This window comes from Streptomyces sp. NBC_01390 (assembly GCF_045040105.1).
Lineage (GTDB): Bacteria > Actinomycetota > Actinomycetes > Streptomycetales > Streptomycetaceae > Streptomyces.
Window position 1 is genome coordinate 3,713,442 of sequence record NZ_CP109551.1, and the last position, 17,221, is coordinate 3,730,662.

Consider the following 17,221-nt stretch of genomic DNA (forward strand, 5'->3'; position numbering starts at 1 on the left):
TGTCCGGCTCCCCGCAGGGAGAGGCACCCGCCGATCATGAATGTCCGCCGCAGCGCCACGGCTCTGGCCGTCATCGCCGTCACTCTGGCCGGCGGCGGTCAGGCGTCCGCCGCCTCGCCGTCCCCCTCGGCCGCCCTCCCCGCCGGGCTGTACGGCACCGGCGACCCCACCTACGACGGGGTCTGGCGCCAGTCCCTCGCGCTGCTCGCGCAGGACACCGTCGGGGTGAAGCCGGCCGCCTCGGCCGTGGACTGGCTGGCCGGGCAGCAGTGCGCGAGCGGTGCCTTCGCGCCGTTCCGGGCGGACAGCGGTACGGCCTGCGACGCCAAGACCCTCGTCGACACCAACAGCACCGGCGCCGCCGTCCAGGCGCTCGCCGCCCTCGGCGGGCAGGACGCGGGGGTCGGCAAGGCCGTCGCCTGGCTGAAGTCCGTACAGAACACGGACGGCGGCTGGGGGTACGCGGCCGGCGGGGCCAGCGACGCGAACTCCACCTCCGTGGTCGTCGGAGCCCTCGCCGCGGCCGGTGAGGAGCCCGGCACGGTCGCCAAGGGCGGCAGGTCCCCGTACGACCTGCTGTTGAAGCTGGCTCTTCCGTGCGACGCGACCGGCGGGGGCGCCTTCGCCTACCAGCCGGACAAGAAGGGCGCTCTCGCCGCCAACGACGACGCGACGGCCGCGGCCGTGGTCGGCGTACTGGGGAAGGGGTTCGCCGGGGAGGCCATGAAGCCGACCGGGACCGCTTCGGCCTGCTCGGACTCCGACGATCCCGGGCAGGCCGCTCGTAACGGCGCCGCCCACCTCGTACAGGCCCTCGCCAAGGACAAGCACCTCACCTCCGCGCTGGCCGGGGCCAAGGACCAGCCCGACTACGGCAACACCGCCGATGCCGTCGTCGCCCTCGCGACGGCCGGCCAGGGGCAGCGGGCGGCCGACGCGTGGCGCTGGCTGGAGGCGAACGCCGGGCCGTGGGCGAAGGGGGCGGGGCCGGCCGCGTACGCGCAGCTGATCCTCGCGGCGCACGCCGAGACCGCCGATCCGCGCGACTTCGGCGGCCAGGATCTGGTGACACTCCTCAACGCGACCGGTCCGGCGCCCGAGTCCGTCCCGGCCTCCGTCTCTCCGACACCGGCCGCCCATGACAGTGCCAAGGACACCGACAAGGACAGCGGCAAGGACGACGGGAACGGGTTCGGGACGCTCTGGACCGTCGGGGTGTTCCTCGTCGCCGGTATCGGCATCGGTTTCCTGATCAGCGGACGCAACAAGAGGAAGCAGCAGCCGTGATCCGGCGCCGCGCGCTCCCGCTCCTGGTGGCCGCCCTCCTCCTCGGCCTCTGGGCGAGCGCCGGGCAGGCCCAGGCCGTCGGCTACCGCTACTGGTCCTTCTGGGAGCGCGACGGCGGCGCGTGGACGTACGCCACACAGGGGCCGTCGACCGCCCGGCCCTCCGACGGTGACGTCCAGGGTTTCCGTTTCGCCGTGAGCCAGGACTCGAAGGGCGCTGCCCGGCCGCGCGCCGACGCCGTGTTCGGGGTCGTCTGCGCCAGGACGCCGGCGCGGGACGGCCACAAGCGGGTGGCGCTCGTCATCGACTTCGGTACGTCGGCCGACGCGCCGTCCGGCGGGAGTCCGCCCGCGCCGCGTACGGCGTGCGCCCGGGTGTCCCCCGACGCGACCACGGCGGACGCCCTCGCGTCGGTCGCGGGTCCCCTGCGGTACAACGCGAGCGCGTTGCTCTGCGCGATCTCCGGGTATCCGCGCACGGGCTGCGGCGAGACGGTGGGGGCGGGCAAGTCCGCCGGGGCCACGGATACGGAGACGGAGTCGGACGGCGGCCCGTCCGTCGGCCTGCTCGCGGGGATCGCGGCCGTCGTGGCGCTCGGCGGGGCGGCGATCTGGCAGACGCGGCGCCGCCGCCATGCGTGAGCGCTCCGCTGGATACGCGGGTCGTCGTTCACCTCAGGCCGGTGGGGGCTGGTCGCGCAGTTCCCCGCGCCCCTTTCGGGACGCGAGTTCGCACCCGACCTCAGCAGTGCCGCTCAGCCACATCAGCCGCGGCCGGAACGCTTCTGCGTCCCTGCACCCCGGGGCCTGGTGGGTCTGGTCCCTGGGGCTCGGGACCGCCGCCACCCGTACCACCAACCCCCTTCTCCTGGGCCTCCTCATCGCTGTGGCCGGTTACGTCGTGGCCACGCATCGCACCGACGCCCCTTGGGCCCGTTCCTACACCGCCTTCGTCAAGCTCGGTCTGGCCGTCCTCGTCATCCGGCTCGTCTTCGCCGTGGTCCTCGGCTCCCCGATCCCCGGCTCGCGCGTCCTGCTCACGCTCCCCGAACTGCCCCTCCCCCACTGGGCGCAGGGGGTACGCGTCGGTGGCCGGGTGACCGCCGAGGGGCTGGTCTTCGCCCTGTACGACGGTCTGCGGCTGGCCACGCTGCTGATCTGCGTCGGCGCCGCCAACGCCCTCGCGAACCCGGCCCGCCTCCTCAAGTCCCTCCCCGGCGCCCTGTACGAGATCGGTGTCGCGGTCGTCGTGGCCCTCACCTTCGCGCCGAACCTCGTCGCGGACGTCCAGCGGCTGCGTGCCGCCCGCCGGCTGCGCGGCCGTCCCGACCGGGGCGTACGGGGGCTGCTGCAGGTCGGACTCCCGGTACTGGAGGGCGCGTTGGAGCGGTCGGTCGCGCTGGCCGCGGCGATGGAGGCGCGCGGCTACGGCCGCTCCGCCGAGGTCCCGGCCGGCGTCCGCCGTACGACCGGCGCGCTCACCCTGGGCGGCCTGCTCGGCGTCTGCGCGGGCACGTACGGGCTGCTGACGGCGGCGGGCGGCACCTACGGGCTGCCGGTGCTGCTGGCCGGGCTGGCGGCGGCGCTGGGCGGGCTGTGGCTCGGGGGCCGGCGTTCCCTTCGCACCCGGTACCGGCCGGACGTGTGGGGCGTACGGGCGTGGCTGGTCGCGGGGTCGGGGGTGCTGGTGGCGGCGCTGATGATCCTCGCCGCCGGGTCCGCCGGCTCGGCGGCGCTGCGTCCCGGCGTCGTGCCACTGGAGTCGCCGACCCTGCCACTGTGGCCGGCGGCTGCCGTGCTGCTGGGTCTGCTCCCGGCCTTCGTGGCCTCAAGTCCCGTGCCCCGTATGCCCATTGCTGCCGAGGAGCCGTCGTGATTCGCTTCGAGGACGTCTCCGTGACCTACGAGGACGCCGCCGAACCCGCCTGTCGGCACGTCGACTTCGAGGTGCCGGAGGGTGAACTGGTCCTGCTGGTCGGCCCGTCGGGGGTCGGCAAGTCGACGGTGCTGGGCGCCGTGAGCGGGCTCGTCCCGCACTTCACCGGGGGCACCCTGCGTGGCCGGGTGACCGTGGCCGGCCGTGACACCCGCACCCACAGGCCGCGCGAACTCGCCGACGTGGTCGGCACGGTGGGCCAGGACCCGCTCGCCCACTTCGTGACGGACGTCGTCGAGGACGAACTCGCCTACGGAATGGAGTCGTTGGGCCTCGCGCCGGACGTGATGCGCCGCCGGGTGGAGGAGACGCTGGACCTGCTCGGCCTGGCCGACCTGCGCGACCGCCCGATCGCCACCCTCTCCGGGGGACAGCGGCAGCGGGTGGCGATCGGCTCCGTCCTCACCCCGCATCCGAGGGTCCTGGTCCTCGACGAACCGACGTCGGCGCTCGACCCGGCGGCGGCGGAGGAGGTGCTGGCAGTCCTGCAGCGTCTCGTCCACGATCTCGGCACGACGGTCCTGATGGCCGAGCACCGCCTGGAACGGGTGGTGCAGTACGCCGACCGCGTCGTCCTTCTCCCCTCCCCCGGCGCGCCCCCGGTCGTCGGCACCCCGGCGGACGTGATGGCCCTCTCCCCGGTGTACCCGCCCGTGGTCGCCCTGGGCCGCCTGGCGGGCTGGTCCCCGCTGCCCCTGACGGTCCGCGACGCCCGCCGCGGCGCGGGCGACCTGCGGGCGCGCCTCATGGACCGCCCGTACCCGGCATACACGCCAACTCCCCTGCCAGTGACCACACTTGCACTGGCCACAGTTGACCCGCCCGCCGGCCGCCGTCGGCTCTTCCGCAGAAACCCACCGCCGGCCGCACCCCTCTCCCTCGTCCACGCGGCGGAGGTCGACGCCCTCACCGTCCGGCGCGCCCGCGTCGAAGCCCTGCGGCGGGTCGATCTCACCGTCTCCCCCGGCGAGACGGTCGCCCTGATGGGCCGTAACGGCGCCGGGAAGTCCACGCTGCTCGGGGCGCTGGTCGGGCTCGTCGAACCGGCCGCCGGTTCGGTGCGCGTCGGGGGTGCGGTCCCGCACCGGACGGCGCCCCGGGATCTCGTACGCCGCGTGGGTCTCGTACCGCAGGAGCCGCGTGACCTGCTGTACGCCGACACGGTCGCCGCCGAGTGCGCGGCGGCCGACACCGATGCGGGCGCCGAGCCGGGGAGCTGCCGGGCGCTGGTCTCCGAGCTGCTGCCGGGCATCGCGGACGACACGCACCCGCGTGATCTGTCCGAGGGGCAGCGTCTGGCGCTCGCGCTGGCCGTCGTACTGACCGCCCGGCCGCCTCTGCTGCTCCTCGACGAGCCGACCCGGGGGCTCGACTACGGGGCGAAGGCCAGGCTGGTCGGCATCCTGCGCGCTCTGGCCGCCGAGGGCCACGCGATCGTGCTGGCCACCCACGACGTGGAGCTGGCCGCCGAGCTGGCCCACCGGGTGGTGATCCTGGCCGAGGGAGAAGTCGTGGCCGACGGTCCGACGGCGGAGGTGGTCGTGGCGTCGCCGTCCTTCGCACCGCAGGTCACCAAGATCCTGGCCCCGCAGCGATGGCTCACGGTCGCCCAGGTGAGGGAGGCCCTGCAGTGAGCAGGACCGGCAGGCCCCGGCCCGTACACCTCGGGCTGCGCTCCACGGCCGCTCTCGTCCTGGTCGGCGTGGTGGGGGTGGCGGGGTTCGGCTGGCCCTTTCTCGCGCCGCCCGCCTCCGCCGTCAGCGCGCACGCGCAGGATGCGCCCTGGCTCTTCGCCGGGCTGCTCGTCCTCCTCGTGGCGGTCGTGGCGGCGACGATCTCCGAGTCGGGGCTCGGCCCGAAGGCGGTGGCGATGCTCGGCGTACTGGCGGCGGCCGGGGCCGCCCTGCGCCCGCTCGGCGCCGGTACGGCCGGCCTGGAGCCCATGTTCTTCCTGATGGTGCTGAGCGGACGGGTCCTCGGCCCCGGCTTCGGGTTCGTCCTCGGCTCGGTGACCATGTTCGCGTCCGCGCTGCTGACGGGCGGGGTGGGTCCCTGGATGCCGTTCCAGATGCTGGCGATGGGCTGGTTCACGATGGGCGCGGGCCTGCTGCCGGGCGCCGAGCGCCTGCGCGGCCGGGCGGAGCTGCTCCTTCTCGCCGGTTACGGCTTCCTGGCCGCCGTCGCCTACGGCACGGCCATGAACCTGGCGGGCTGGCCCTTCATGGGTGAGCTGACCTCGAGCATCGCCTTCGTGCCGGACGCGCCGCTGGCCACGAACCTGGCCCGCTTCGTCACGTACTGCCTGGCGACCTCGCTCGGCTGGGACCTGGGGCGCGCGGTCCTCACCGTCGTCCTGACCCTCACCCTCGGGTCGACCGTCCTCAAGGCGCTGCGCCGGGCCACCCGACGGGCCGCGTTCGAGAGCCAGGTCACTTTCGACGCGCCCGGCGCGTGAAGCGGCCCACAGGACACAGATCACCTACGAGGCGGATTAGTAGATCGAAGTCCATGTCATGCCCACACAGAAACCGCCTCTGACCTGCACATTGAGAGCCAGATCACAAAGGGCGCGTACAGCCCACATACGACCACAACTAGCAAAAGGGGTGATTGCGGACGGCCTTCGAGCCTGTTTCTCTGGAGCAGTCGCACGGCGCCGACGAACCCTCACGGGTCGCGGCGCCGCCGCATGTCACCGCCACACACGCAGAACCGCAGCATGTGGCACCGGCTCGCCGCGACGGCCCTGTTCCCGAAGAAAAGGTTCTCCGTGTTCGTCTCCCGCATCGCCCGCCACCTCGCCTCCCCGAAGAAGGCCCTCACGACCGCCGCCGTGGCCGCCGCCACCGCCGGTATGGTCCTGGCCGCCGCTCCCGCCGAGGCCTCGACCACCTCCTCGGCCGCCGGCGCCAAGGCGATCGCGCAGAAGCTGATCCCGAACGACGCGCAGTACAACGCCTTCAGCAAGATCGTCGAGCACGAGAGCGGCTGGAACGTCGCCGCCACGAACGCCTCCTCCGGCGCGTACGGCCTGGTCCAGGCCCTCCCCGGCTCGAAGATGGCCTCGGCCGGCTCCGACTGGAAGACCAGCGCAGCCACCCAGATCGAGTGGGGCCTCAAGTACATGAACGAGCGCTACGGCAGCCCGGTCGGCGCCTGGAACTTCTGGCAGACCCACCACTGGTACTGAGCCGTCCCGGCAGCAGCCCAGTGAAAAGGCGCCGGCCCCCGATCACTTCGGGGGCCGGCGCCTTCGTGCTCCCTCCGTACCCCCGCGCCCCTCCACACCCCCCTCTCACGTCCCCGTGGTGGACTGACCCGGTGAGCACTGAGGCAACCGAGCCGGCCGAGCCGCCGCCGTCATCGCCGTCATCACCTTCAGCCCCTTCGTCCCCTTCATACGATCCCGAATCGCGCGGGCTGCGTCTGGTGGCCGTGCTGCTGGTGCTGACGGTGGTCAGCGGGCTGATCGACGCCGTCAGCTATCTCGGGTTCGGTCATGTGTTCACCGCCAATATGACCGGCAACGTCGTCGTGCTGGGCTTCGCCGCCGCCGGGGCACCCGGTTTCTCCGTACCGCACACGCTGGTGTCGCTGGTGTCGTTCGTGGTGGGCGCGGTGGCCGGCGGGCGGGTCGCGGGGCGTCTGGGCGGTGGCTCGCGCCGGAGGTGGGCCCGGGCCACGCTCGCCGTCGAGGCGGTGTTCCTGGGCGCGTCCTCGGCGGTCGCCTTCGCGGCACCGGACGCGACGGCCACCGTCTACGCGCTGATCGCCGTCACGGCCTTCGCGATGGGCCTGCGCAACGCGACGGTACGCAGGCTGGGCGTCCCCGACCTGACGACCACCGTCCTGACGATGACCCTCACCGGCCTCGCCGCCGACTCCCGCGCGGCGGGCGGCTCGGGCAGGCACTCGCCGCGCCGCTCCGCGTCGGTCGCGGCGATGGCGCTGGGCGCGCTGCTCGGTGCGTGGCTGGTGATCCACCACGGCCTGGGAATTCCGCTCCTCGTCTCGGCCGTGCTGGTGGCGGTGCTGGCGGTGAGCGCGTCGGGAAAGGAGTGAGCGGGGGCCATGTGGGCCCGCGCGGTGCGACTCGAGTGGCTACTGATTCATAACACTTCGCGATCACTCTCCGTGGCGCGGCACCGCCCGACGGGCTCCCGCAGGGGTTCGCCCAGCCCCCTCACAACCCACATGACCTGCACTGTCCGTGTCAGCGAGCGGGACTCTCACGCTCGCCATACGCTCGTCCACGGATCATGCCCGGGCATGGCCGGAGAGAGTCGGGGGTACCCGCCGGGCCCATGAAGGGCCGGAGCGGAGCATACTGGCGTCAATGACAAAGACAGCGGTAACGCGGGCCCATCTGGCCACCAGCCCCTTCAAAGCCCCTGTGGCACCCCCTACCAAGCTGTTCGCGGTAGGAGACCGGGTCACTCACGACGTCTTCGGCCTCGGCCGGGTGACCACCGTTGAGGACGGCATCGCAGTACTCGTCGACTTCGGCGGGCGTCAGGAACGGATCATCAGTCCCTACGCCAAGCTGACCGTCCTGTGAGATCTGCCGTGCCGTTTCGAGGATCAGGAGACCTTCCATCGAGCTGACTTCACTGTTCTCCGCGCCGGAACCCACCAAGTTCCACGCGAGGGCTGATTCGCCGACCCCGGAGATCGACCCCTTCCAGGCGCCGGCCTTCCGGGAGGGGACTCCCGGCGCCTCCGCCACCCTGGCCGATGACCCCGGCAGCTGGGAGCAGCTCTGAGCCGCGCCACCACGTCCGCGTGACCGCAGACCGAATCGCCCAGTGACGGATCACGGGCTCCCAGGTGCCTTCAGGACCTTGAGTACCTTCAGGACCGAGGCATCGGAAGCGCGTACACCCTGTCGAAGTGCTGGGCGATCAGCGGATGGTCGGTCCCGGCGTCGGTGCCGCAGGAGAGCTGCCACTCGTTGATGCCGGTGTCCCGGCCGTCGGTGAAGTTCCAGAGCAGTTCACCCCGCCGGGCATCGATCGCGTAGAAGCCGTCCTTGTTGGCCTCGGCCGTGACGAACACCGCGTCACCGCCCGCGACAAGGGGATTCTCCAGGTTCAGCCGCGGGGTTTCGCAGAACCAGCGCCGGGAGCCGTCGGCGGCGTCGAACGCCGCGACGCCTTGCGGGCTCCTCGTGGTGCAGTACACCGTGTCGCCCGCGGCGACGACGGAGGCGAAGCCGCCCTTCTCCTGCCGCACCCGCCAGCGCAGCGCCCCGGACTCCAGATTCACGGCGATGAGCTCGCTGTCGACCGCGAACACGGTCCCGTCGAGCTCCACCGGAGCCGCTCGGTCCTCCGACCCGGACGCCATGGGCTGGCTCCACTGCACCACCCCGCTGCCGTCGGTGCCACGGGACGTCAGCCGGTGCAGCCCGTCGATGTAGACGAAGTGGCGGGCGTCGATGACCGGTTTCAGGTCGAGGCCGATGTCCTGTGCGCTGATGGGGATGACGCTGGCCAGCCGCTCCCGCAGATTCGTCCCGAGGACGACGTTCGTCGAGGTGGCCGAACCCCGCGACCCGTCCGCGTTGTCCTGCCGGTCGAACCGCAGTCCGACGATGGTGACGGTTCCGACGGCCCCGCCGAGCAGCGTGTCGAACCGGAAGTCCGCCCCGAAGTCCAGCGAGTACCGCTCGGCGCCCGTGACCGGGTCGATGCCGATCACGGTCGCGCCGGTGCCGAGGGCGACGACGACGTCCCCGAGGACCAGGGGCGGGGTGGGTGACTGGCTGATGCCCCGGTAGGTCCAGCGGGGACTGGCGCCGTCGGTGAGCCCGAGGCAGAACATGGTGCCGGACTGCGTCTTCAGCAGGGCTGTCTCGTCGTAGAAGACCGCCGGTGCCTGGACGAGCGGCTCGCTGCGGTACGTCCACAGCGGGTCCGGCGCCGGACCGGCCGGTGTCGCCACGCTGCCCGACCCGTCCTTCGAGCCGATCACCAGTGCGGTGACGCCGGTGCCCAGGGCGAGTGCGGCGACCGCGAGGACACCCCGGCGGGAGATGTTCGGCCGGGGTGACGGGCGCCGGGCTCGGTGGGTGCCCCGCTCGGGCGACTGGGCGGGGGGCTGCGCGGGCGGCTGTTCGTGGGTCGGGGCGGGCTTCGGTTCCTCGGGGAAGACGACCTTCTGGGGGCCGCTACTCCGGTGTTCCGTGACGAGGCGCCGAACGGCCGCCAGGCGCGGGTCGACGCAAAGGTCGCCGGGGGCGGAGGTGGCGGCGGCGGATGTGGGGGCGGAGGCTGCTGTCGCGGTCGCACGGGCCGGCCGCCGCCCGACGACGTCCACTCTCGGGTCGAGACTCGGGGCGACTCTCGGGGCGAGGCCGAGCTCCAGTTCCAGGTCGAGGTCCATGAGGTCGGCGGCCTGGCGTCTTATGGAGGAGGCGACGGTTTCCGGCAGCCAGCCGTTCCAGTCCAGCGCGTCGGCACCCCCGGGCGCGCATGCCGCCGACACGCGGTCCGGGCTCGGCCGGGCCGCCGGGGACTTCTCCAGGCACAGCCGGATGATCGTCTCCAGCGGGTCCTTGACCCCCGTCAGGTCGGGTGTGCCGTGCACCACCTGGTACAGCAGGGTGGCCGCCGACGCACCGTCGAAGGGCGCCTTCCCGGTGGCCGCGTAGGCGAGGACCGAGCCGAGGCAGAACACGTCGCCCGCCGGGCCCATCGGGTCCCCGGTGGCGTGCTCGGGGCACATGTAGCGCGGCGAGCCCAACAGCACGCCGGACAGGGTGAGTTCGTAGCCGTCGGTGGCGCGGACGATGCCGAAGTCGATGACGCGCGGGCCCTCGGCGGAGAGCAGCACGTTGGACGGTTTGAGGTCGCGGTGCACCAGCCCCGCGGAGTGCACGGCGATCAGTGCCTCGGCGAGTCCGGCGCCGAGCGCCAGTGCCGTGCTCGGGGGCAGCGGCCCGTACGCCTCGATCGCTTCGGCCAGTGTCGGGCCGACGATGTGCGTGGTGGCCAGCCATGGGACGGGGCCGTCCGGGTCGGCGTCGACGACGGACGCCGTGTAGGTGCCGCTCACCGCCCGCGCGGCGTCCACCTCGCGGCGGAACCGGTCGCGGAAGGCCTTGCCCGAGGCCAGCTCGGGACGGATGACCTTGACGGCCACGGTCCGTTGCCGGTCGTCCTTGGCGAGGAAGACCTCGCCCATCCCTCCGGCCCCGAGTCGCGCGACAGGACGGTACGGCCCCAGCCGCTCCGGGTCCGTGGGACGAAGTGGCTCCATTGTCCTCAGCTCGCCTGTTCCCCGTCTGATCCCCGTCGAATGAGTTTGAGGGGAGAGTAGGTGCTGGAGGGACGGTTGGCGTACGCAATCGAGCAACTCATGGCCATTACTTGAGACTTCAGGCATGGACTGTCCGGACGTTACTCGTGACGTCAGGACGAATCAGGCACCCCCACGGCCCTCGGTACGGCCCTCAGCTCAGCGTCGCGTACACGATGAGGTTGTTGACAGGGTGCCCCTGCGCGTCGAAGTCGCCGTCGCACGTGATGAGCCGCAGGGCACGGTCCTGGGTCGGGCCGTAGACCTTCTTCGTGGGGAAGACCGTCTTGCCGACGCTCTCCGTGGCCGTGACGGAGAAGTGCGCTGCTTTTCCCGACGCGTCGGTGACGGTGATGTCCGCGCCCTTGGTGATCTTCCTGAGGTCGTGGAAGACGGCCTTGCCGAAGCGGGTGTCGTTGTGGCCGATGATGACGGCCGCGCCGACCTCCCCGGGCACGGCACCGCCCGTGTACCAGCCCGCGGTCATCCCCTTGTCGGCCGGCGGGACCTCGACCGTGCCGTCCGGGTTGAGGCCGAGCTTCATCAGCGAACTGGTGATCCCCACGGAGGGGATGGCGACCTCGGCGGGGGCCGCCGGGGCCTCGGGCGCCTGGGGGGCCGGGGCCGTCACGGACCGCTCCGCCTCGGGGGCGCCGGACGCGGTCGGCGGGACGACCCGGACCGTCGGGTCGGGGGTGGACGAGCAGCCGGTGAGCACGGTGACGAGCGTGAGCAGGACGACGGTCGCGAAAATGGCGACGGCGAGGCGGGCCCGGGACAGGACCGGACGGTGTGCAGGGGGCAACGCGGGCTCCAGAACAGGGTGCGGGATTCACCGGGACGCACAGGGCGCCGCCCGGTGAGGGGCGGCGCCGCCGTTTCGTACGAGAGTCTGTGCTGCCGGGTCAGCCGTCGCGGCGGGCGGTGGCGCGGCGGCGCAGTACGTAGGTGCCGGCGCCCGCGAGCAGCAGCGCGCCGGTGGCCGAACCGATGAGGGTGCCGGTGTTGTCGTCCTGGGCGGGGGCCTCGCCCGCGGCGACACCGCCCCGGGGGTAGCCCTTGCCGGCCTTCTGGGCTTCGGCCCTCTTCTTGGCTTCGGCCGCCTTGAGGGTCCTGGCGTCCTCGGCCTTCTTCTTCGCCAGGGCCTCCTTGTCGGCCGAGGTCGAGTCGGTCGCGCTCGGCGTCGGAGTCGGGTCGGTGGCGAAGGCCGCGGTGGCCGGGACGAGCAGCGCGCCGGCCGCGACGCCGGTCAGGACGGCGATCCGGAGAGAAGGCAGCGAACGCAGCGGGCGCTTGGTGAGACGGCGGGACATGTAAGGGCTCCAGTTCCAGCCCGGCTTGGTCGTACCTGGTTGCCGATCCGCACCAGGTTCCGGGCATGACCTCACCCTGACGACCACTTGTCAGGAAACTGTCAGACCGCTGTGGTCATCCCATCAGGGTCGGCCGGGACACGCCGTCTTCTCCGGCTCCTCCGGGTCCTTCGGTTCCTTCGGTCCGGCCGTCGGCAGCCGCAGGGTGAAGGTGGCCCCCTGGCCCTCCGTGCTCGCCACGTCCACCGTGCCGCCGTGGGCCTCGGCGAGCTTGAGGACGATCGCCAAGCCGAGGCCGCTGCCGCCGGTGCTGCGGTTGCGGGACTTCTCCGCCCGCCAGAAACGGTCGAACACGTACGGGAGGTCCTTCGCCGGGATGCCGCTGCCGGTGTCGGACACCTCGACGGCGAGCTCGTCCCCCGCCTCGGTGACGTACGAGCGCAGGGTCACCGTGCCGCCGGCCGGGGTGTGGCGTACCGCGTTGGAGAGCAGGTTGCTGACGGCCTGGCGCAGCCGTACCGGGTCGGCGTCGAGGAGCGGTGGGCGAGGGGCGCCCGGCGGCGGCGGGGGGACCGTGAGCGCGACGCCCGCCGTCTCGGCCGGCCCCTGGTGGGCGGCGGCGACCTGGCCGAGCAACTCGTCGATCCGTACCGGCTTCCTGTGCAGTCGCAGGGCGCCCGCGTCGGCCGCGCCCAGGTCCTGGAGGTCGTTGATGAGGTGCTGGAGCTGCACGGCCTCCTCCAGGAGCGAGGAGACGAACGCCGGGTCCGGTACGGCCAGTCCGTCGTGGGCGGCCTCCAGCCAGCCCCGGATGTTGCTCAGCGGCGTACGCAGTTCATGGGCGACATCGCTGACCATCACCTTGCGCTGCTCCTCCAGCCGGGCCCGGTGCGCGGCCATGTCGTTGAAGGCCGCCGTCAGCCGGCCGATCTCGTTGTCCGAGACGACACGTACGGGCTCCGGCGCGGAGTCCAGGCCGTCCCGCATGCGCTGGGCGGCGCCGGTGAGGGCGTGCAGCGGGCGTACGAGCCGGGCTCCCGCGAGCACCGAGGCGCCGACGGTGAGGGCGAGGACCAGGGCGGTGACTCCGGCGATACGGGCGGTGTTGGCCCGGGAGAGGTCGAAGCCGGGGACTCCGGCGGCGCCGGGGCCCTCGATGAACAGCAGGGCGGGCTCCGCGACATAGGCCGTGAGCTGTTCGCTGCGGGCGCTGCTGACGCAGGCGGCCACGGCCCGGTCGTACCCGCTGCCGCGGGCCTCGGGGGAGGTGTAGTCGAACGCGCCGCCGGCGGCGGCCTTGCGTTCGGCCGTCGCCGCGTCCTCGGCCTTCTTGGCGGCCAGCGCCGCCGCCTCCCGCTTGCTGAGGCCCTCCGGACCGGAGGCCACGTCGTCCTGCCCGTACACGTAGCCGCGGTCCCAGGACAGGTCGAGGTTCAGTTTCACGGCCGAACGGTCCTGTCGTTTCAGGCAGGCGTCGGCGAGTTGGTTGAGAGCGCTGAGGGCCTTCCGCTCGGTCGGGGTGGGTCCGACCGGGTAGGCCGCCTGACACTTGGCGTCCATGTCGCGCTCGGTCACGCCGGCGGTCCCGCCGTCGGTCTCGTCGCTCACGAACTGGACGCGGGGGCGGCCGCCCGGGGTGTCGACGATGTCGGCGGCGATACCCATCTTACTGAGGCACTGCACCCGCGCGGCGGACGCCTTGCGCAGCGCGGCGCGTTCCTTCGCGGGCAGCCGGAAGGGCCCCACGGCCCGGGGATCGATGAGGTCCGCGCCGGCTCCGGCCGCGTCGGGCACCAGCACGGTGTCGACGGCCAGGGGGTTCACGACCGCCGAGGGCTGCGGCGCGAGGGAGAGGGCCGCCGAACCGCCGTGCGTGGAGCGCGAGCCGGCCGAGTCGACGAACGGGCGGCGGCCCCGGGTGGTGAGCACGATCCGGCGTCCGGACTCCTGGGCCAGCTCACGCACGGTGGTGTCGACGCCGTCCCAGTCGGGGTGGGTGGCCGCGTAGCCGAGGAGGGTGTCGTAGATCTTCGCGTCGGACTTGAGGTTCTGGCCCTGCTCCTGGCGGATCGCGACGGAGGTCGTCTGCACGGCGAGCCAGGCGGTGGCGGCGACCGAGCAGGAGGCCACCAGCGCCGTCACGGTCAACAGCCGCCCGGCCAGGCTCTTTCGGAGCGGCAGCCGGGTTGCCGGCGCGCTCCCCGCCGCGCCTTTCGGGTCACGACGACGCATGGCGCACGTTCCTCGCGGGGTCGGTCAGTTTGTAGCCGACGCCGAAGACGGTGACGAGGCGGGACGGCCGTCCGGGGGCGGGCTCGATCTTCTTGCGCAGGTTCATGACGTGCACGTCGACGGTCCGGCCGCTGATGTACTTGTCGAAGCCGTGCAGTTCCTCCAGGAGCCGCGCCCGGGTGAAGACCCGGCCGGGTTCGGCCGCCATCGCCGCGAGGATACGGAACTCCCCTGGCGTGCAGTCGACGGGCGCCCCGGCGACGGACACCTCGTGCCGCGCGGGGTCGACCCTGAGCGCACCGACCACCAACACCTTCTCGTCCGGGTCCACTTCGGGTTCCGGGGCGGGAGCCAGGCCGGGTATGGTCACGGGGTCCGGGTCGGTGCCGCGCCGGTTGCGGCGCAGCAACGTCCGTATTCGGGCCGTCAGTTCGCGTGGGCTGAACGGCTTGGTCATGTAGTCGTCGGCGCCGAGATCGAGGCCGAGCAGCAGATCGTCCTCGGTGCTGCGGGCCGTCAGCATCAGCACCGGCACCTCCCGGCGCTCGGCGCGCAGGATCCGTACGACATCGAGGCCGTCGGCTCCCGGCATCATCACGTCGAGGACGACCAGGTCGGGTTCCTGGTGCCGGACCGCTTCCAGAGCCGCCCGGCCGTCCTCGACGACCGTGACCGTGTGGCCCTCGTGCTCCAGATAGCGGCGCACCAGTTCGGCCTGCTTCGCGTCGTCTTCGGCGACCATGATGTTTGCGCACACGTCGCAGATCGTAGCGAGCGCCGACGCCGGGAGAGCCGTAAGCGGCTTTACCGGGAGGGCAGTTCGGTGCCGGCGAGGCGCGGATGCAGACGGGTCGTCGAGCGGCCCGTGAGGTCGAGCAGCAGCTCGGCGAAGAGGGCGTCACCCCAGCCGAACCAGGGGCGGGTGAAGGTCGCGGGGTCGTCGACGTGGAAGCTCTCGTGCATGGCGCCGGTGCCCGCGTCGGTGCGCAGCAGCAGCTCGGCGAGCCGCACCCGCTCGGCCCCGTCGTCGCTGGTCAGCGCCTGCATGGTGAGGGAGAGCGGCCAGACATGGCCGGGCGGGGTGTGCGGGCTGCCGATGCCGACGGCCGAACCACCCGCGTAGTAGAAGGGGTTGGCGTCGCTGAGGACGAACTCGCGGGTGCGCAGGTAGAGTTGGTTGCCCGGGTCGCACCAGCCTAGGTAGGGCAGGGAGAGCAGGCTCGGGATGTTGGCGTCGTCCATCAGCAACTGCCCGCCGAGACCGTCGACTTCGTACGCGTACACCGCCGGGTCTGCCCCCGCGGTCACCCCGTGCGTACGTACCCCGGTGGCGATCTCGCCCGAGAGGGCGGCGGCGTCGGCGGCGAGGTGGAGGTCTCCGATCGCCGTCGCCAGTTCGGCGAGGCCGGTGAGGGAGACGGCCGCCATGGCGTTGGCCGGGACCAGATAGCCGTACTGGCAGCGGTCGTCGCTGGGGCGGAAGCCGGACCAGGTCATTCCGGTGGGCGCGGTCGGCGCGCCCCGGCCGCCGCGTGCCAGCGTGTCGTACTCGTAGTCGCCGAGGCGCCGGAACTCGTACGGTGAGCGGTTCTCGTGGTCCTGCTCGGTCCGCCACAGGGCGATGATCCGGCGGGCGGCGCGAACGAAGCGGTCGTCGGCGGTGAGGTGGCCGAGGCTGCCGGTGGCGCGCCAGATGCCGTAGGCGAGCTGGAGCGGGGCGCAGAGCGAGTCGATCTCGTACTTCTGTTCCCAGACCAGCGGGTCGGGGGTGGGGTCGTCGGTGTGACCGGCGCCGGAGCCGTCGGGTTCGGCGTTGAAGGCGTTGGCGTACGGGTCGGCGAGGACGTACCAGAGCTGGCGGCGCAGGACGCCGGTGAGCGCGGCGGCGACGACCGGGTCGTCGGCGGCGAGGAGGTACGGGCGGACCTGGGCGGTGCTGTCGCGCAGCCACATCGCGGGGATGTCGCCGGTGAGGACGAAGACCTCGCCGTCGGGCAGCGGACGCATGGCCCTGCCCCAGGTGCCGGCCAGCAGCCGGGTGAAGCGCTCGGCGGCGCGCGGGTCGAGGGAGCGCAGCTCACGGTGCACGTCGGCACTCAGGGCGCGGAGTCCTTCCGGCAGCTCACGTTCCGCCAGCTCACCTTCAGGCAGTCCGCCTTTCGGCTCGTCGATCGGCTGCATGATCATCCTCCCGCGCACTTCCCACAGACTGAGACAACGTTGTTTCGGAACAACGTTGTCGGACCATACAAGCCGACTACCGGACTAGACCACCGCAAGCCCGCACGCGAACGATCACACGATCGAGCTAATTCGACCTTGTACGCACTCCTTCGCGAGCAGCTCCACCCCCTACTCCGGCCACCCCGACCCCGGGGTACGCCGGCTCGACACTCCGCACGGGGCCACCGCCGCCACCCCCGTCCTCGAACTGGCCGGCATCGTCAAGAGCTACGGCCAGGTCCAGGCGCTGCGCGGAGCCGCGCTCACCGTCTACCCGGGCGAGGTGGTCGCACTGGTCGGCGACAACGGCGCCGGCAAGAGCACCACCATCAAGGTCATCTCCGGGGTGATCCAGCCCGACGCGGGTGAGATCAAGGTCGACGGACGGCCGGTGACCATCCCGGACCCGATCGCCGCCCGCCGCCTGGGCATCGAGACCGTCTACCAGGATCTGGCTCTCGCGCCCGACCTGGATCCCGCCGAGAACCTGTTCCTGGGCCGCGAGATCATGCGCCCCGGTCTGCTCGGCAAGCTCGGCTTCCTGGACCGGAAGGCCATGCGGACCAAGGCCGACGAGGCGTTCGGCTCGCTCGGCGTCGGCATCCAGGACACCGCCGCGCAGGTGGTCACGATGTCCGGCGGTCAGCGCCAGGGCATCGCGGTCGGCCGGGCGGTCAACTGGGCGGACCGGGTGCTGCTGATGGACGAACCGACGGCCACGCTGGGCGTCGTACAGAAGGAACGGGTCGGACAGCTGATCCAGCGGGTCCGGGCCTCGGGGGTGGCGGTGGTGCTGATCAGCCACAACCTGCCTTTCGTCTTCGAGTACGCGGACCGTATCGAGGTGCTGCGTCTCGGGCAGCGGGTCGCCCGGCTGTCCGGCGCGACGACGACCCGCAGCGAGGACCAGTCTTGACTTCCTCCCCCTCGTG

15 protein-coding genes are annotated in these 17,221 nt (G+C 72.5%); 9 read left to right on the forward strand and 6 right to left on the reverse strand.

What is annotated here, in order from left to right:
• The first annotated feature begins 36 nt into the window (after positions 1-36).
• The 8 genes from OG241_RS16635 to OG241_RS16670 all read left to right on the forward strand — a co-directional run bounded on the left by OG241_RS16635 (position 37) and on the right by OG241_RS16670 (position 7,780).
• Positions 37-1,287, forward strand: a complete 1,251-nt coding sequence (locus tag OG241_RS16635) for a prenyltransferase/squalene oxidase repeat-containing protein (RefSeq protein ID WP_405816184.1) — start codon at positions 37-39, stop codon at positions 1,285-1,287.
• Positions 1,284-1,928, forward strand: coding sequence for an SCO2322 family protein (locus OG241_RS16640; protein ID WP_405816185.1), 645 nt, complete (start codon positions 1,284-1,286; stop codon positions 1,926-1,928). The genes OG241_RS16635 and OG241_RS16640 overlap by 4 nt, the downstream gene beginning before the upstream one ends.
• A complete protein-coding gene (locus OG241_RS16645) occupies positions 1,921-3,162 on the forward strand; it encodes an energy-coupling factor transporter transmembrane component T (RefSeq protein WP_405816186.1) in 1,242 nt (413 codons plus the stop codon). Before OG241_RS16640 ends, OG241_RS16645 begins: the two co-directional genes overlap by 8 nt.
• The gene (locus OG241_RS16650) at positions 3,159-4,856 is read left to right on the forward strand and encodes an ABC transporter ATP-binding protein (protein ID WP_405816187.1); all 1,698 of its coding nucleotides are present in this window, start codon (positions 3,159-3,161) and stop codon (positions 4,854-4,856) included. Before OG241_RS16645 ends, OG241_RS16650 begins: the two co-directional genes overlap by 4 nt.
• Complete coding sequence (locus OG241_RS16655) at positions 4,817-5,677, forward strand: ECF transporter S component (protein ID WP_405816188.1); 861 nt, start codon at positions 4,817-4,819, stop codon at positions 5,675-5,677. The genes OG241_RS16650 and OG241_RS16655 overlap by 40 nt, the downstream gene beginning before the upstream one ends.
• A gap of 315 nt (positions 5,678-5,992) precedes the next feature.
• Complete coding sequence (locus tag OG241_RS16660; RefSeq protein WP_405826262.1) at positions 5,993-6,412, forward strand: transglycosylase SLT domain-containing protein; 420 nt, start codon at positions 5,993-5,995, stop codon at positions 6,410-6,412.
• A gap of 230 nt (positions 6,413-6,642) precedes the next feature.
• Positions 6,643-7,284 carry a YoaK family protein gene (locus OG241_RS16665; protein ID WP_405826264.1) on the forward strand — a complete coding sequence of 214 codons (642 nt, stop codon included), beginning with the start codon at positions 6,643-6,645 and terminating at the stop codon, positions 7,282-7,284.
• 274 nt (positions 7,285-7,558) lie between these two features.
• Positions 7,559-7,780 (forward strand): hypothetical protein, encoded by a 222-nt coding sequence (locus OG241_RS16670; RefSeq protein WP_044473203.1) that lies wholly within the window; start codon positions 7,559-7,561, stop codon positions 7,778-7,780.
• 293 nt (positions 7,781-8,073) lie between these two features.
• Here OG241_RS16670 and OG241_RS16675 read toward each other — a convergent pair whose 3' ends face one another.
• The 6 genes from OG241_RS16675 to OG241_RS16700 form a co-directional block, all read right to left on the reverse strand.
• Positions 8,074-10,608: a protein kinase domain-containing protein gene (locus tag OG241_RS16675; RefSeq protein WP_405816189.1), complete on the reverse strand. Its 2,535-nt coding sequence runs from the start codon at positions 10,606-10,608 to the stop codon at positions 8,074-8,076.
• 67 nt (positions 10,609-10,675) lie between these two features.
• Entirely contained in the window at positions 10,676-11,326 is a 651-nt protein-coding gene (locus OG241_RS16680; RefSeq protein ID WP_405816191.1) for a class F sortase, read from the reverse strand.
• A gap of 100 nt (positions 11,327-11,426) precedes the next feature.
• Positions 11,427-11,834 (reverse strand): sortase-dependent protein, encoded by a 408-nt coding sequence (locus OG241_RS16685; protein WP_405816192.1) that lies wholly within the window; start codon positions 11,832-11,834, stop codon positions 11,427-11,429.
• 123 nt (positions 11,835-11,957) lie between these two features.
• Positions 11,958-14,066 (reverse strand): sensor histidine kinase, encoded by a 2,109-nt coding sequence (locus tag OG241_RS16690; protein WP_405816194.1) that lies wholly within the window; start codon positions 14,064-14,066, stop codon positions 11,958-11,960.
• Positions 14,053-14,823 (reverse strand): response regulator transcription factor, encoded by a 771-nt coding sequence (locus tag OG241_RS16695; protein ID WP_405816196.1) that lies wholly within the window; start codon positions 14,821-14,823, stop codon positions 14,053-14,055. Before OG241_RS16695 ends, OG241_RS16690 begins: the two co-directional genes overlap by 14 nt.
• 47 nt (positions 14,824-14,870) lie before the next feature.
• Positions 14,871-16,247, reverse strand: coding sequence for a glycoside hydrolase family 125 protein (locus OG241_RS16700; protein ID WP_405816197.1), 1,377 nt, complete (start codon positions 16,245-16,247; stop codon positions 14,871-14,873).
• Between the two features lie 325 nt (positions 16,248-16,572).
• Here OG241_RS16700 and OG241_RS16705 point away from each other — a divergent pair, with 325 nt between their 5' ends.
• On the forward strand, positions 16,573-17,205 hold the full coding sequence (locus OG241_RS16705; RefSeq protein WP_405816198.1) for an ATP-binding cassette domain-containing protein: 633 nt from the start codon (positions 16,573-16,575) through the stop codon (positions 17,203-17,205).
• Positions 17,206-17,221 lie beyond the last annotated feature (16 nt).

What these genes read in the sequence shown, in the direction of transcription:
- OG241_RS16635 (WP_405816184.1), top strand. Translation starts at nt 37, where the DNA reads ATGAATGTCCGCCGCAGCGCCACGGCTCTGGCCGTCATCGCCGTCACT.
- OG241_RS16690 (WP_405816194.1), bottom strand. Translation starts at nt 14,066, where the DNA reads ATGCGTCGTCGTGACCCGAAAGGCGCGGCGGGGAGCGCGCCGGCAACC.
- OG241_RS16685 (WP_405816192.1), bottom strand. Translation starts at nt 11,834, where the DNA reads ATGTCCCGCCGTCTCACCAAGCGCCCGCTGCGTTCGCTGCCTTCTCTC.
- OG241_RS16700 (WP_405816197.1), bottom strand. Translation starts at nt 16,247, where the DNA reads ATGCAGCCGATCGACGAGCCGAAAGGCGGACTGCCTGAAGGTGAGCTG.
- OG241_RS16675 (WP_405816189.1), bottom strand. Translation starts at nt 10,608, where the DNA reads ATGCCTGAAGTCTCAAGTAATGGCCATGAGTTGCTCGATTGCGTACGC.
- OG241_RS16670 (WP_044473203.1), top strand. Translation starts at nt 7,559, where the DNA reads ATGACAAAGACAGCGGTAACGCGGGCCCATCTGGCCACCAGCCCCTTC.
- OG241_RS16655 (WP_405816188.1), top strand. Translation starts at nt 4,817, where the DNA reads ATGGCTCACGGTCGCCCAGGTGAGGGAGGCCCTGCAGTGAGCAGGACC.
- OG241_RS16645 (WP_405816186.1), top strand. Translation starts at nt 1,921, where the DNA reads ATGCGTGAGCGCTCCGCTGGATACGCGGGTCGTCGTTCACCTCAGGCC.